Source organism: Rhodobacter sp. TJ_12, assembly GCF_020023995.1.
Classification (GTDB): domain Bacteria; phylum Pseudomonadota; class Alphaproteobacteria; order Rhodobacterales; family Rhodobacteraceae; genus Rhodobacter.
Map to the genome: position 1 here is coordinate 333,004 of NZ_NRRD01000001.1, position 12,124 is coordinate 345,127.

General features: G+C 63.5%; 11 protein-coding genes. 5 read left to right on the top strand and 6 right to left on the bottom strand.

Annotated features, from left to right (window positions below):
• Positions 1-12: 12 nt before the first annotated feature.
• The 5 genes from CKO11_RS01690 to CKO11_RS01710 all read right to left on the bottom strand — a co-directional run bounded on the left by CKO11_RS01690 (position 13) and on the right by CKO11_RS01710 (position 5,737).
• Positions 13-1,068 carry a lysine-2,3-aminomutase-like protein gene (locus CKO11_RS01690; RefSeq protein WP_223632178.1) on the bottom strand — a complete coding sequence of 352 codons (1,056 nt, stop codon included), beginning with the start codon at positions 1,066-1,068 and terminating at the stop codon, positions 13-15.
• A gap of 31 nt (positions 1,069-1,099) precedes the next feature.
• Positions 1,100-2,995, bottom strand: coding sequence for an excinuclease ABC subunit UvrC (gene uvrC / locus CKO11_RS01695; protein ID WP_223632179.1), 1,896 nt, complete (start codon positions 2,993-2,995; stop codon positions 1,100-1,102).
• A 300-nt stretch (positions 2,996-3,295) separates the two neighbouring features.
• Positions 3,296-3,775 (bottom strand): hypothetical protein, encoded by a 480-nt coding sequence (locus tag CKO11_RS01700; protein ID WP_223632180.1) that lies wholly within the window; start codon positions 3,773-3,775, stop codon positions 3,296-3,298.
• On the bottom strand, positions 3,772-4,737 hold the full coding sequence (locus CKO11_RS01705; RefSeq protein WP_223632181.1) for a calcium/sodium antiporter: 966 nt from the start codon (positions 4,735-4,737) through the stop codon (positions 3,772-3,774). Before CKO11_RS01705 ends, CKO11_RS01700 begins: the two co-directional genes overlap by 4 nt.
• Before the next feature lie 178 nt (positions 4,738-4,915).
• A complete protein-coding gene (locus CKO11_RS01710; protein ID WP_223632182.1) occupies positions 4,916-5,737 on the bottom strand; it encodes a S49 family peptidase in 822 nt (273 codons plus the stop codon).
• Positions 5,738-5,903: 166 nt separating this feature from the next.
• Between CKO11_RS01710 and CKO11_RS01715 the strand changes: the two genes are divergently transcribed.
• The 5 genes from CKO11_RS01715 to CKO11_RS01735 are packed head-to-tail and all read left to right on the top strand — an operon-like array spanning position 5,904 to position 11,729.
• A complete protein-coding gene (locus CKO11_RS01715; protein ID WP_223632183.1) occupies positions 5,904-6,356 on the top strand; it encodes a formate dehydrogenase subunit gamma in 453 nt (150 codons plus the stop codon).
• Positions 6,353-7,861 (top strand): formate dehydrogenase beta subunit, encoded by a 1,509-nt coding sequence (locus CKO11_RS01720; protein WP_223632184.1) that lies wholly within the window; start codon positions 6,353-6,355, stop codon positions 7,859-7,861. Before CKO11_RS01715 ends, CKO11_RS01720 begins: the two co-directional genes overlap by 4 nt.
• Complete coding sequence (gene fdhF / locus CKO11_RS01725; RefSeq protein ID WP_223632185.1) at positions 7,858-10,734, top strand: formate dehydrogenase subunit alpha; 2,877 nt, start codon at positions 7,858-7,860, stop codon at positions 10,732-10,734. The genes CKO11_RS01720 and fdhF overlap by 4 nt, the downstream gene beginning before the upstream one ends.
• Complete coding sequence (gene fdhD / locus CKO11_RS01730; RefSeq protein WP_223632186.1) at positions 10,731-11,507, top strand: formate dehydrogenase accessory sulfurtransferase FdhD; 777 nt, start codon at positions 10,731-10,733, stop codon at positions 11,505-11,507. The genes fdhF and fdhD overlap by 4 nt, the downstream gene beginning before the upstream one ends.
• A 9-nt stretch (positions 11,508-11,516) precedes the next feature.
• Positions 11,517-11,729: a formate dehydrogenase subunit delta gene (locus CKO11_RS01735; protein ID WP_223632187.1), complete on the top strand. Its 213-nt coding sequence runs from the start codon at positions 11,517-11,519 to the stop codon at positions 11,727-11,729.
• A 68-nt stretch (positions 11,730-11,797) separates the two neighbouring features.
• Here CKO11_RS01735 and CKO11_RS01740 read toward each other — a convergent pair whose 3' ends face one another.
• Entirely contained in the window at positions 11,798-12,124 is a 327-nt protein-coding gene (locus CKO11_RS01740; RefSeq protein ID WP_223632188.1) for a hypothetical protein, read from the bottom strand.

Consider the following 12,124-nt stretch of genomic DNA (forward strand, 5'->3'; position numbering starts at 1 on the left):
GGACTCTTTCACTCAGCTTGGCGGGTCTGCGTAATCATGCACCCGGCCTTGCCAATCGGTTACGCGCCAAAGCCCGGGCGCATCGCCGGGGGCGACATAATCGGCTGTGATCGGCACCTTGCCGAACCCGCCGGGGATATCGAGCACATAAGCGGGCAGCGCCGCGCCGCTGAGGGGGCCGCGCAGGCTGGCCATCAGCGCGCGGCCATGGGCGAGCGTGGTGCGGAAATGGCTGGTTCCGGGGGCAAGGTCGCAATGGTGCAGGTAATAGGGCTTCACCCGCAAATCTTGCAGTGCGCGGAACAGATCCAGAAGCGCGTCGCGCGTGTCATTCACCCCGCGCAGCAGCACCGATTGCGACAAAAGCGGTATGCCCGCATCCACCAGCCGCGCCAGCGCCGCACGGGCGGGCGGGGTCAGTTCTTGCGCATGGTTGGTATGCACTACGATCCAAACCGCGGGGCGTTGCGCGCGCAGCATCTGCGCAAGCGGTTCGGTGATGCGTTCGGGCGCGACGACAGGCACGCGGGTATGAAGGCGCACAGTGGTGATATGCGCAATCTCAGAAAGCCGGGCCAGCACCACTTCCAGCCGCCGGGGGGCAAGCGTCAACGGGTCGCCGCCGGTCAAGATGATTTCGCGCAGTTTCGGCGTTGCGGCGATATAGGCCAGCGCTTGGGCCAGATCGCCCTCGGGCAGGGGGCCGGTTTCACCCACCGTTTCGCGCCGAAAGCAAAAGCGGCAATAGACATCGCAGGTCTTGGTGATGTGCAAGATCGCGCGGTCGGGGTAGCGATGTGTAAGACCGGGCACCGGGGCATGCGCGTTGTCGCCAATCGGATCCAGCAATTCCTCGGGCCGGGTGGTCAGTTCAGCCGCAGTCGGCACGAATTGCGCGGCAACTGCATCGCCGGGCGCGGCAATCGCCGCGCGCATCGCTGGGGTGATGCGGATCCGAAAGCTTTCCGCCACGCGGGTCAGGGCGGGAAGATCGGCCTTTTGCACAAGACCCGCGCGCAAAAGCGCGTCGGGCTGGGTCAGCGCGGGTTTGGGCGGTAGGGCGGTCATGGCGCGGCGCTACCTTTGGCGGGGCAAGCGGTCAACCCCGATCATTGAAGAAGTTCCAGATCGTCTCGGCCATTGCCGCTGAAATGCCGGGCACCTCCATCAAATCGTTTTGCCCGGCGCGACTGACCGCTTTGGCCGAGCCGAAATGGGCGAGCAATGCGCGTTTGCGTGTCGCGCCGATACCGGGGATTTCATCAAGCGGGTTGGCCATCGTCGCCTTGGCCCGCTTGGCCCGATGCGCCCCAATCGCCCAGCGGTGGGCCTCGTCGCGCAGGCGTTGGATGTAATAGAGCACCGGGTCTTGGCGTGGCAGCGCCATCGGGCGCTTGCCGATGCGGTGGAATTCCTCTTTGCCTAGGTCGCGGTCGATGCCCTTGGCGACGCCCACCATCGGCACGTCTGCGACGCCCAGTTCTACCATGATCTCATGCACGGCAGAGACTTGCCCCGCGCCGCCGTCAATGAGCAAAAGATCGGGCCAGGCATCGCTTTTTCGTTCCGGATCTTCGCGCAACAGCCGCTCAAACCGGCGCGTCAGTACCTCTTTCATCATGCCGAAATCGTCGCCCGGGGTCAGATCCGTATTCTTGATGTTGAACTTGCGATAGGCCGATTTCATCAGCCCTTCGGGCCCGGCCACCACCATGCCGCCCACCGCATGCGCCCCTTGGATATGTGAGTTGTCGTAAATCTCGATCCGCTTGGGGGGGCTGGGCAGATCAAAGGCTTGCGCCACGCCCGCCAGCAGCTTCGCCTGCGCGGCGGATTCCGACATTTTCCGCCCAAGGCTTTCGCGCGCATTGCGCAAGGCGTTTTCGACCAGTTCTGCCTTCTCGCCGCGTTTGGGCACGCTCATCTCCACCTTGCGGCCCGCACGGGACGAAAGCAGATCGATCATCAGATCTTCGTCTTCAATCGCATGGCTTAGCAAGATCGTTTTCGGCGGTTCCTTGGCATCATAAAACTGCGCCAAGAACGCCTCCAACACCTCGGCCTCTTCGGCGCCCGCGCCGGTGCGCGGGTAGAAATCGTGGTTGCCCCAGCTTTGATGCGCACGAATGAAAAACACCTGCACACAGGCTTGGCCACCTTCCATGTGCACGGCGATCACATCCGCCTCGGCCACGCTGCGCGGGTTGATGCCTTGGCTTTGCTGTACTGTGGTCAGCGCGCCGATCCGGTCGCGCAATGCGGCCGCGCGCTCAAATTCCAGCGCCTCGGAGGCTTGCATCATTTCAGCCGCCAGTTCTTTTTGAATGCTCGACGATTTCCCCTCTAGAAAGCGCTGCGCATCGGCGACGGTGCGCCCATAGTCCTCTTCAGAGATGCGCCCCACACAGGGGCCAGAACAGCGTTTGATCTGATATTGCAGGCAAGGCCGCGTGCGCGAGGCAAACATCGCATCGGAGCAGTTGCGCAGTAAAAACGCCCGCTCCAGATGGTTGAGCGTGCGATTGACCGCCGCCGCGCTGGCAAAGGGGCCGAAATAGGCGCCCTTCACACTGCGCGCGCCGCGATGCTTGCGGATCATTGGGAATGGGTGGTCTTGCGCGATCAGGATATAGGGAAAGCTTTTGTCATCGCGCAAAAGCACATTGTAGCGCGGCTTGAGCTGCTTGATCAGGTTTTGTTCCAACAGCAGCGCTTCGGTTTCGGTGCGCGTCGTCAGAAACATCATATAGGCGGTTTCGTGGATCATCCGCGCGATCCGCGCCGAATGGCCCGTGGGGCGCGCATAGTTCGACACGCGTGCTTTCAGGTTCCGGGCCTTGCCGACATAAAGCACTTCTTGCGCGGTATTCAGCATCCGGTAAACGCCCGGCGAGCCATCCAGCCGGGTGACATAATCGGCAATCAGCGCATGGCCTTTGAGCCGCGGCTCTTGCGGCGGGCTCGGCTCGGTTTGGGGCGTTTCGGGCTCGGTCATGATTCTACCTGCGGCTGCAATCTTACCGCGATGAGTTCAAGAGAAAAGCTGTCCACGGAAACTGTGGATAAGCTTGTTGGCAAACTTTTGCATTCCGCGATTTTCCCTTGAATCTGCCCCATTTCCTTGGCTTGCTCAAATTTTAGGCGCATTTCTATGGTATTGAAAACATTAAATAAAAATTTCAGCCTTGGGCAAGTCCCTGAAAAAATTAAGAGAATTGTAACCCTTTGCTTACACCCGGCCCAAAGGTGGACAACTTGCGGCCGATCCTGCGAAACCTTGCATTTTTCGCGCACCTTAAAGGGGGCTAAGATGCAGAAGTTGGCCGGTCACGCTCCTGGTCTCAAACAGATAGGAAAGCGCTTGGGCCAGCGCCTTTGCGCGCGGGGGCGCGGACGGATGGGGCTGGGCTGGCCCCCATGCGGCTTGCCAGGGTTCGGGGGCAGGCCAACGCCCCCCAAAATGCACCGCATTCACCCGCAGATGCGGTGCATGGGTGCGCGCGGCATTGTGCAAGGCGCCGGTCAAAAGAGCGGCGTGTCCTTCGGGCATCAGCCAGACCGCCAGAGCCCGCGCGTGCAGATCGGCCCCGACCTTTGCAGCAGGGGAAACCGTTGCAGCAAAGGCTGCGATCCGGTTTTGCGCCGTCTCAGCCTGCGTGGCTTCAAATAGCATCAGCTCTGCGCCCGCAGTCACCAGATTGGCCCCCAGATGGGTCAGCGCCTCGGTCACCATGGGGGTATGATCCGGGGACAGGTCCTGAAGCTGCACCCTCATGCAAACACCCCTGTGCTGCCCACCCAAAGCAGAACCACCGTGTAAAGCAGATAGCCAAGGATCAGCGCGATGCCCGCCCCCCGGCCAATGTCGCGCCGCCAAAAGACGAAGGGGGTCAGCGCCAGCGCTGCGGCCAGCATCACCCAAAGGTCAAAGTGCAGCAGTTCCACGGGCACCGGCATCGGCGCAATCACCGCCGTGGTGCCCAAAATCGCCGTCAGGTTGAAAATGTTGGAGCCGATCACATTGCCCAAGGCGACATCGGCCTGTTTGCGCAGCGCCGCCATGACCGAGGTCACCAGTTCGGGCAGCGAGGTGCCGATCGCCACAAGCGTCAGCCCAATGACGGTTTCACTGATCCCGGCGATGCGGGCCACCGCAACCGCGCCATCGACCAAAAGATCGGCGCCAACTGCCAGCCCGACAAAGCCCACCGCGATCAGACCTGCGATTTTCCACACCGCCATATGCGGATCGCCCAGCTCTTCGGTCTCGGCGGGCCGCGCGTTGCGATGGGCGCGGGCTTCGCGGACATTGTCCCACAAGATCAGCGCCAGCGCGGCCAGCAGCACCAGCCCCTGCCAGCGCCCGATCGTGCCCATGAAGGCCAGCGCGATCACCAGAACCGACACCGCCAGCATCATGGTGAAACTGCGCCTTGTGTCGATCTGGCTGGAATGGATCACCGCAATCAACGCGGGCAGGCCAAGGATCATCAGCATATTGATGATATTGGAGCCGACGACATTGCCCAATGCGATGCCCGCTTGCCCGCCCAAGGCGGCATTGACCGAAACCAGCAGTTCCGGGGCAGAGGTGCCAAAGGCCACCACCGTCAACCCAACAATCAAGGACGGGATGCCCAGCCGCAACGCCATCGCGACAGAGCCTTTGACAAGGAAATCGCCAGCGCCCAGCAAAAGCAGCAGGCCCAGCGTAATCTTGAGCAAGTCGATCAGCACTCAGGCCTCTCCGTTTTGGGTGCAGGGGCAGGGGCCCGGTCCGATTTTCGGGCGTCCGCACCGCGGACAATGGCGGTTCAGGCGCGCGCGTTTGCGCCCCGGAAGGCGCAACCGTCCAAACAGCGCCAAGCCGACCATGGCGACCAAAAACAGGGACATGATCTTGATCAGCATGCGCTTACAATCCAAACCGCGCCCAAAGCGCGCGTTCTTCGGCCGCGCTGACCAGCGCCTGTGCGGTCTCGGCTGAAAGGGTCAGGCCGAACCGGCGCAAAAGCGAACGCCGCTGGCCATAGGTCACGAGCTTCACCTTGTCGCCGTAAAGGTCGCGCAGTTTCGGCAAAGGATGGGCGATCCCGTCAATCAGCCCGCTGCGCAGTGCCAGCGACCCGGTCCAGAATTCCCCAGTGAACAGATCCTTGTCTTGGGAAAGCCGTGCGCCGCGTCGCTCTGTCACCCAAGATTTGAAACCGCGGTGAATATCTTCGAGCAGGGTCTCAAGCCGGGCCACATCCTCGGCCTTTTCGGGGCGGAACGGGTCAAGCGTGCTTTTCGAGGCGCCTGCCGTATGCACGCGCCGCTCGATCCCATAGCGCTCGATCAGATCGGCAAAGCCAAAGCCCGCCGAAATCACCCCGATGGAGCCGACGATCGAGGCCTCATCGGCCCAAATGTCATCGGCAGCACAGGCCAGCCAATAGCCGCCCGAGGCAGCCACGTCCTCGACAAAAGCATGCACCGGCACGCCGGTCTCTTCGGCGAAATGGCGGATGCGTCGCCCGATAAGTGAGGATTGCACCGGCGAGCCGCCGGGCGAATTGATGATCAGCGCCACTGCCGCCGGTTTGCCCTTGGTAAAAGCGCGCTCGATCAGCGGCGCAAGTCCCGCATCCGACAGGCCAGAGGCACCGGGCCGCACCGCGCCAATCGCGCCATGCAGCCGAAGCACCGCCACTTTGGGCGGACGGGACAGAAAGGGCAGTTTGGGCAAGCGCGGCATCTCCATGGCCCCGATGTAGGCGCTGGCTGGCACAGGGGCAAGCGGGCAGGCCGTGAAAACACGCAAGGCCCGCGATTGGGGCGCATTTCGTTTCCGGGCGCTGGGGTGTCGGAAATCGCCTTGCCAGATGCGGCGCTTCGTCTCAGTCTGGAGCCGGGAGGACCACATGACAGATTTCGCGCGCCTGCGCGCCATCCTGACGGCCCATCAGGGGCGGGAAGGGGCGCTTTTGCCGATCTTGCATGATGTGCAGGAGGCTTATGGACATATCCCCGACGACACGCTGGAACCGATCGGCGCCGCTTTGCGGCTAAGCCGGGCCGAGGTGGCTGGGGTCGTGGGGTTCTACCATGATTTCCGTCGTGCGCCTGCGGGCAAGCATGTCATCAAACTGTGCCGCGCCGAAGCCTGTCAGGCGATGGGCGGGGTCGGCCTTCAGGCGCGGCTAGAGGCCGCGCTGGGCCTGAAGCTGGGCGAAACCAAGCAAGATATTACGTTAGAGGCGACCTATTGCCTTGGCCTTTGTGCCTGCGCGCCGGCTGCAATGGTGAATGACCGTCTGATCGGGCGGCTGGATGCGGCGGCGGTGGATGCGATTGCGGCGGAGGTGCGCCAATGAAGCTATGGGTGCCATCGGATGCGGCGGCCAAGGCCTGTGGGGCGGAGCCTTTGGTGGCGGCCATCGCGGCGCAGGCGGCTGTGCGCGGACAACAGATCGAGATTTGCCGCAACGGCTCGCGCGGGATGGTCTGGCTGGAACCGCTGGTCGAGGTGGAAACCGAGGCCGGGCGGGTTGGTTTCGGCCCTATGACCGTGGCCGATGTGCCCGCACTCTTTGACGATCCGGAGCGCCATCCCAAAGCGCTGGGGCTGGTCGAGGAAATCCCCTTTTTCAAACGCCAGACCCGGCTGACCTTTGCGCGATGTGGCCAGATCGAGCCGCTCAGCCTTGATCAATATCAGGCCGCCGGCGGTTGGGAGGGGCTACGCAAGGCGCTGGCCATGGCCCCTGCCAGCGTGGTCGAAGAAATCACCGCCTCGGGGCTGCGCGGGCGCGGCGGCGCGGGCTTTCCCACCGGGATCAAATGGCGCACCGTGCTGGAGGCAGAGGCGCCCCAGAAATACATTGTTTGCAACGTGGATGAAGGCGATAGCGGCTCTTTCGCCGACCGGATGCTGATCGAGGGCGACCCGTTTTGCCTGATCGAAGGCATGGCGATTGCCGGTCACGCGGTCGGCGCGACCCAAGGCTATATCTATATCCGGTCGGAATATCCCGATTGCGTCCGCGTGATGCGCAAGGCCATTGCGCTGGCGGAAACAGCGGGCCTCTTGGCCGAGGCGGGCTTCGCGCTGGAGGTCCGGGTGGGCGCGGGCGCCTACGTTTGCGGCGAAGAAACCGCGATGCTCAATTCGATCGAGGGCAAACGCGGCACGGTGCGCCCGAAACCGCCCTTGCCCGCGCTCGAGGGGCTGTTTGGCCATCCCACGGTGGTCAACAACCTGTTGTCGCTGGCCGCTGTGCCATGGATTATGGCGCATGGTGGGCAAGCTTATCAACGCTTTGGCATCGACCGGTCGCGCGGCACGATCCCGCTGCAGGTGGGTGGCAATGTCAAATATGGCGGGCTTTTTGAAACCGGCTTCGGCATCACCTTGGGGGAATTGGTCGTGGGGGTGTGCGGCGGCACCGCCTCGGGCCGCCCGGTGAAAGCGGTGCAGGTGGGCGGCCCCTTGGGGGCCTATCACCCGCAAGCCGATTTCGACCTGCCGTTTTGCTATGAACTTTTTGCGGGGCAGGGCGGGCTCGTGGGGCATGCAGGCTTGGTGGTGCATGACGACAGCGCCGATATGCTGCAACTGGCGCGCTTCGCGATGGAATTTTGCGCTGTGGAAAGCTGTGGCACCTGCACGCCGTGCCGTATTGGCGCGGTGCGCGGGGTCGAAACGCTCGACCGGATCGCGGCGGGGGATGCAACCGCGCTCCCGCTGCTAGACGATTTGTGTGACACGATGAAATACGGCTCGCTTTGTGCCTTGGGCGGTTTCACCCCTTATCCGGTGCAAAGCGCGATCCGTCATTTTCCGCAAGATTTCCCCGTGGCGCGGGAGGCTGCCGAATGAAAGATCTGATCATCCCCCCGCTCGATTGGACCCAGGATATGGGCACGCCCGCGCGCCACGGCGCGCCGGTCACGCTAGATATCGACGGGATCACCGTCACGGTGCCTGCGGGCACCTCGGTGATGCGCGCGGCGGCAAAGGCTGGCATTTCGATCCCGAAGCTTTGCGCCACCGACAGTGTGGAGCCTGTGGGCTCGTGCCGGTTGTGCATGGTCGAGATCGAGGGGCGGCGCGGCACGCCCTCGTCTTGCACCACGCCCGTGGCGCCGGGGATGCAGGTGCAAACGCAAACACCGCAGCTGCAAAAACTCCGTCGCGGTGTGATGGAGCTTTATATCTCGGATCACCCGCTCGATTGTTTGACCTGTGCGGCCAATGGCGATTGCGAATTGCAGGATATGGCCGGGGCCGTGGGCCTGCGCGAGGTGCGCTATACCAAGGGCGAGAACCATTTTGAGGTGCGTCAGGGGGGCGCGGCGAATCCGCGTTACATCCCCAAAGACACCTCGAACCCCTATTTCAGCTATGACCCGGCGAAGTGCATCGTCTGCATGCGCTGCGTGCGGGCTTGCGAAGAGGTGCAGGGGACCTTTGCGCTGACGGTGGATGGCCGGGGGTTTGAGGCCCGGATTTCGCCCGCGGCCGATAATTTCATGGCCTCGGATTGCGTGTCTTGCGGGGCTTGCGTGCAGGCCTGCCCCACCGCGACCTTGGTGGAAAAATCGGTCGAAGAGATTGGCACGCCGGAGCGCAAAGTGGTCACCACCTGTGCCTATTGCGGGGTGGGGTGCAGCTTTGAAGCGCATATGCGCGGCGAGGAACTGGTGCGGATGGTGCCGTGGAAGGGCGGCGCGGCGAACCGCGGCCATAGCTGCGTGAAGGGCCGCTTCGCCTATGGCTATGCCACGCACCGTGACCGGATTTTGAAGCCGATGATCCGCGAAAAGGTTTCCGATCCTTGGCGGGAAGTGAGTTGGGAAGAGGCGCTGCATTTCACCGCCGCGCGGCTGAATGCGGCGCGTGCGGCCCACGGGCCCGATGCGCTTGGCGTGATCACCTCGTCGCGCTGCACCAACGAAGAAACCTATCTGGTGCAAAAGCTCGCGCGCGCGGTTTTCGGCACCAACAACACCGATACCTGTGCGCGGGTGTGCCATTCGCCCACGGGCTATGGGCTGAAACAGACCTTTGGCACTTCGGCGGGCACGCAAGATTTTGACAGTGTCGAACAGACCGATCTGGCACTGGTGATTGGCGCAAACCCGACCGATGGGCATCCGGTCTTTGCTGCGCGGCTGCGCAAGCGGTTGCGGGCGGGGGCCAAGCTGATCGTCATTGACCCACGCCGGATCGACCTTCTGGAAACGGCGCATATGGGCGACAGCTGGCACTTGCCTTTGCGCCCCGGCACCAATGTGGCGGTTCTGGTCGCGCTTGCGCATGTGATCGTGACCGAGGGGCTTTATGATGCCGCGTTCATTGCAGAGCGTTGCGACGCAGAGGAATGGGCCGATTATGCCGAGTTCGTGTCAAACCCCGACTACGGGCCAGAGTCCGTCGAAAGCCTGACTGGCGTTCCGGCTGAAACGCTGCGCGAAGCCGCCCGCGCCTATGCAGCCGCGCCCAAGGCCGCGATCTATTACGGCCTCGGCGTGACCGAGCATTCGCAAGGGTCGACCACGGTGATTGCGATTGCGAACCTTGCAATGATGACGGGCAACATTGGCCGCCCCGGCGTGGGGGTGAACCCGCTACGCGGCCAAAACAACGTCCAAGGCTCGTGCGATATGGGCTCTTTCCCGCATGAACTGCCGGGCTATCGCCATGTTGCGGATGATGCGGCGCGGGGCTTGTTTGAAAAGGCTTGGGGGGTGGCATTATCGTCCGAACCGGGCCTGCGCATTCCCAACATGCTCGATGCCGCTGTGGCGGGGCAGTTCAAGGCGCTTTACGTGCAGGGCGAAGACATCCTGCAATCGGACCCCGATACCCGCCATGTCGCGGCGGGTTTGGCGGCGATGGATTGCGTGATCGTGCATGATCTGTTTTTGAACGAGACCGCCAATTACGCCCATGTCTTCCTGCCCGGCTCCACCTTCTTGGAAAAGGATGGCACCTTCACCAATGCGGAACGGCGCATCAACCGCGTGCGGCGGGTGATGCGGCCCAAGAATGGCTATGCCGATTGGGAGGTGACGCAGCTTTTGGCCAATGCTTTGGGCGCGGGCTGGACCTATAGCCACCCGCGCGAGATCATGGATGAGATCGCCGCGACCACGCCGGGCTTTGCCAATGTGACCTATGACCTGCTGGAGGCGCGCGGCTCGGTGCAATGGCCCTGCAATGACGCGGCGCCCGAAGGCTCGCCGGTGATGCATGTCGAGGGGTTTGTGCGCGGTAAGGGGCGGTTCATTCGCACCGCCTATCTGGCGACGGATGAAAAAACCGGACCGCGCTTTCCGCTTTTGCTGACCACTGGGCGGATCCTGAGCCAATATAACGTCGGCGCGCAGACCCGGCGCACCGAGAATGTGGCGTGGCATGGCGAAGACCGGCTAGAGATTCACCCAAGCGATGCCGAAACACGCGGCATCGTCGACGGGGATTGGGTGCGTCTTGCCTCGCGCGCGGGGGAAACCAGCCTGCGCGCCACGGTGACCGATCGGGTAAGCCCCGGTGTCGTCTATACCACCTTCCACCATCCCGATACGCAGGCCAATGTGGTGACCACCGATAATTCGGATTGGGCCACAAATTGCCCGGAATACAAGGTGACAGCGGTGCAGGTGGCCTTGTCGAACGGCCCCGCGGCGTGGCAGCAGGATTATGCCGCGCAGGCAAAGGCCGCGCGGCGGATCGAGGCGGCACAATGAGCCTGCCGCCCGGGGCGGTGCGGGTGCCGCTGCCCATGGGCGGGGCAGCGGTTTTGGCCGAAGAAGTGCCCCTTGCGCTTGTCTTTGACGGGGTGACGCAAGCGGTGATGATGGCGACGCCCTGCGATCTGGAAGATTTTCTGATTGGCTTTGCGCTGACCGAGGGGCTGATCGGCACGCCGGGCGAGATTTTGCGCCATGAGGTGGTGCGGCAGGACAACGGGATCGAGCTGCGCGGTTGGCTCGCAGGGCCGGCTGCGGCGCGGTTCAAGGCGCGCAGGCGGGTGATGGCGGGGCCGGTCGGCTGCGGTTTGTGCGGGATCGAAAGTCTGGCCGAGGCTTTGCGCCCGCTGCCGCAGGCGCCCCAAGGCGCGGGCGCCTCCGCCCCCCAGAGCCTGACCGCTGTGGCCGACACCGCATTGGCGGCGTTGCGCGCGGCGCAGCCCTTGCAAGATGCCGTGCGGGCGGCGCATGCGGTGGGGTTTTGGGCGAATGGCGCGCTGATCTGTGCGCGCGAAGATGTCGGGCGGCATAATGCGCTCGATAAATTGGCGGGGGGCTTGGCGCGCGCCGGCCATAATCCGGGTGCGGGAGCCTTGGTGCTGACCTCGCGGCTGTCGGTGGATCTGGTGCAAAAGGCGGCGATGATCGGTGCGCGGGCACTCATTGCGCCCTCGGCCCCGACCGCCTTGGCGGTGGCGCAGGCGCAATCGGCGGGGCTCGCGCTCGTGGCGCGCGGGCCCGACGGGCCGACCCTATTCACCCCTTCGTAAGGAGCAGGCATGAGCGATGAGAAACTGATCCGAATGGCCAATCAGATCGCCGCCTTTTTCGCGGTGCAGCCGGGCGACCGGGCGGCGGGGGTGGCCGCGCATATTTCAGACAATTGGGCCGCACCGATGCGGGCAGCGCTTTTGGCGCATGTCGCAGCAGGGGGCGCCGGGTTGGATGATCTGGTGATCGCGGCGGCCCCGCATATCCGCCCCGTGCCCTGAAAAGACCCCGCGCCGTTGCAAACTGCGGCATTCGCAGGCGCGCGCGTGTCTGATCTGCGCGCCGGGGGTTAGCTGCCCTGCATTTTCTCGATATAGGCGCGCAATTCCTCGGCCTCGTGGCGGGCATCGCGCAGCCCGTCCATAGCGGCGCGCAACTCTGCCTCGGTCTGGTTGAGCTGGTTCACCAGTTCCGTTTCCCGGCTTTCGACATAGGCAATCGCTTGATCGCGCACCTCTTCGGCTTCGTGCAGCGCTTGCGCCATTTGTTCCAGTTCGCCCATGTCTGCCGCCGTGACGCGGGTCAGGCGATGGATCAGCCAAGAGGCGAACCAGCCCAGACAGAAGGCCACGAAGAGGATGATCGCGGTGGCGATGACGAATTCGGTTCTGTTCAT

What these genes read in the sequence shown, in the direction of transcription:
- CKO11_RS01735 (WP_223632187.1), top strand. Translation starts at nt 11,517, where the DNA reads ATGAGCGATGAGAAACTGATCCGAATGGCCAATCAGATCGCCGCCTTT.
- uvrC (WP_223632179.1), bottom strand. Translation starts at nt 2,995, where the DNA reads ATGACCGAGCCCGAAACGCCCCAAACCGAGCCGAGCCCGCCGCAAGAG.
- CKO11_RS01720 (WP_223632184.1), top strand. Translation starts at nt 6,353, where the DNA reads ATGAAGCTATGGGTGCCATCGGATGCGGCGGCCAAGGCCTGTGGGGCG.
- CKO11_RS01710 (WP_223632182.1), bottom strand. Translation starts at nt 5,737, where the DNA reads ATGCCGCGCTTGCCCAAACTGCCCTTTCTGTCCCGTCCGCCCAAAGTG.
- CKO11_RS01690 (WP_223632178.1), bottom strand. Translation starts at nt 1,068, where the DNA reads ATGACCGCCCTACCGCCCAAACCCGCGCTGACCCAGCCCGACGCGCTT.
- CKO11_RS01740 (WP_223632188.1), bottom strand. Translation starts at nt 12,124, where the DNA reads ATGAACAGAACCGAATTCGTCATCGCCACCGCGATCATCCTCTTCGTG.
- CKO11_RS01715 (WP_223632183.1), top strand. Translation starts at nt 5,904, where the DNA reads ATGACAGATTTCGCGCGCCTGCGCGCCATCCTGACGGCCCATCAGGGG.
- fdhF (WP_223632185.1), top strand. Translation starts at nt 7,858, where the DNA reads ATGAAAGATCTGATCATCCCCCCGCTCGATTGGACCCAGGATATGGGC.
- fdhD (WP_223632186.1), top strand. Translation starts at nt 10,731, where the DNA reads ATGAGCCTGCCGCCCGGGGCGGTGCGGGTGCCGCTGCCCATGGGCGGG.
- CKO11_RS01700 (WP_223632180.1), bottom strand. Translation starts at nt 3,775, where the DNA reads ATGAGGGTGCAGCTTCAGGACCTGTCCCCGGATCATACCCCCATGGTG.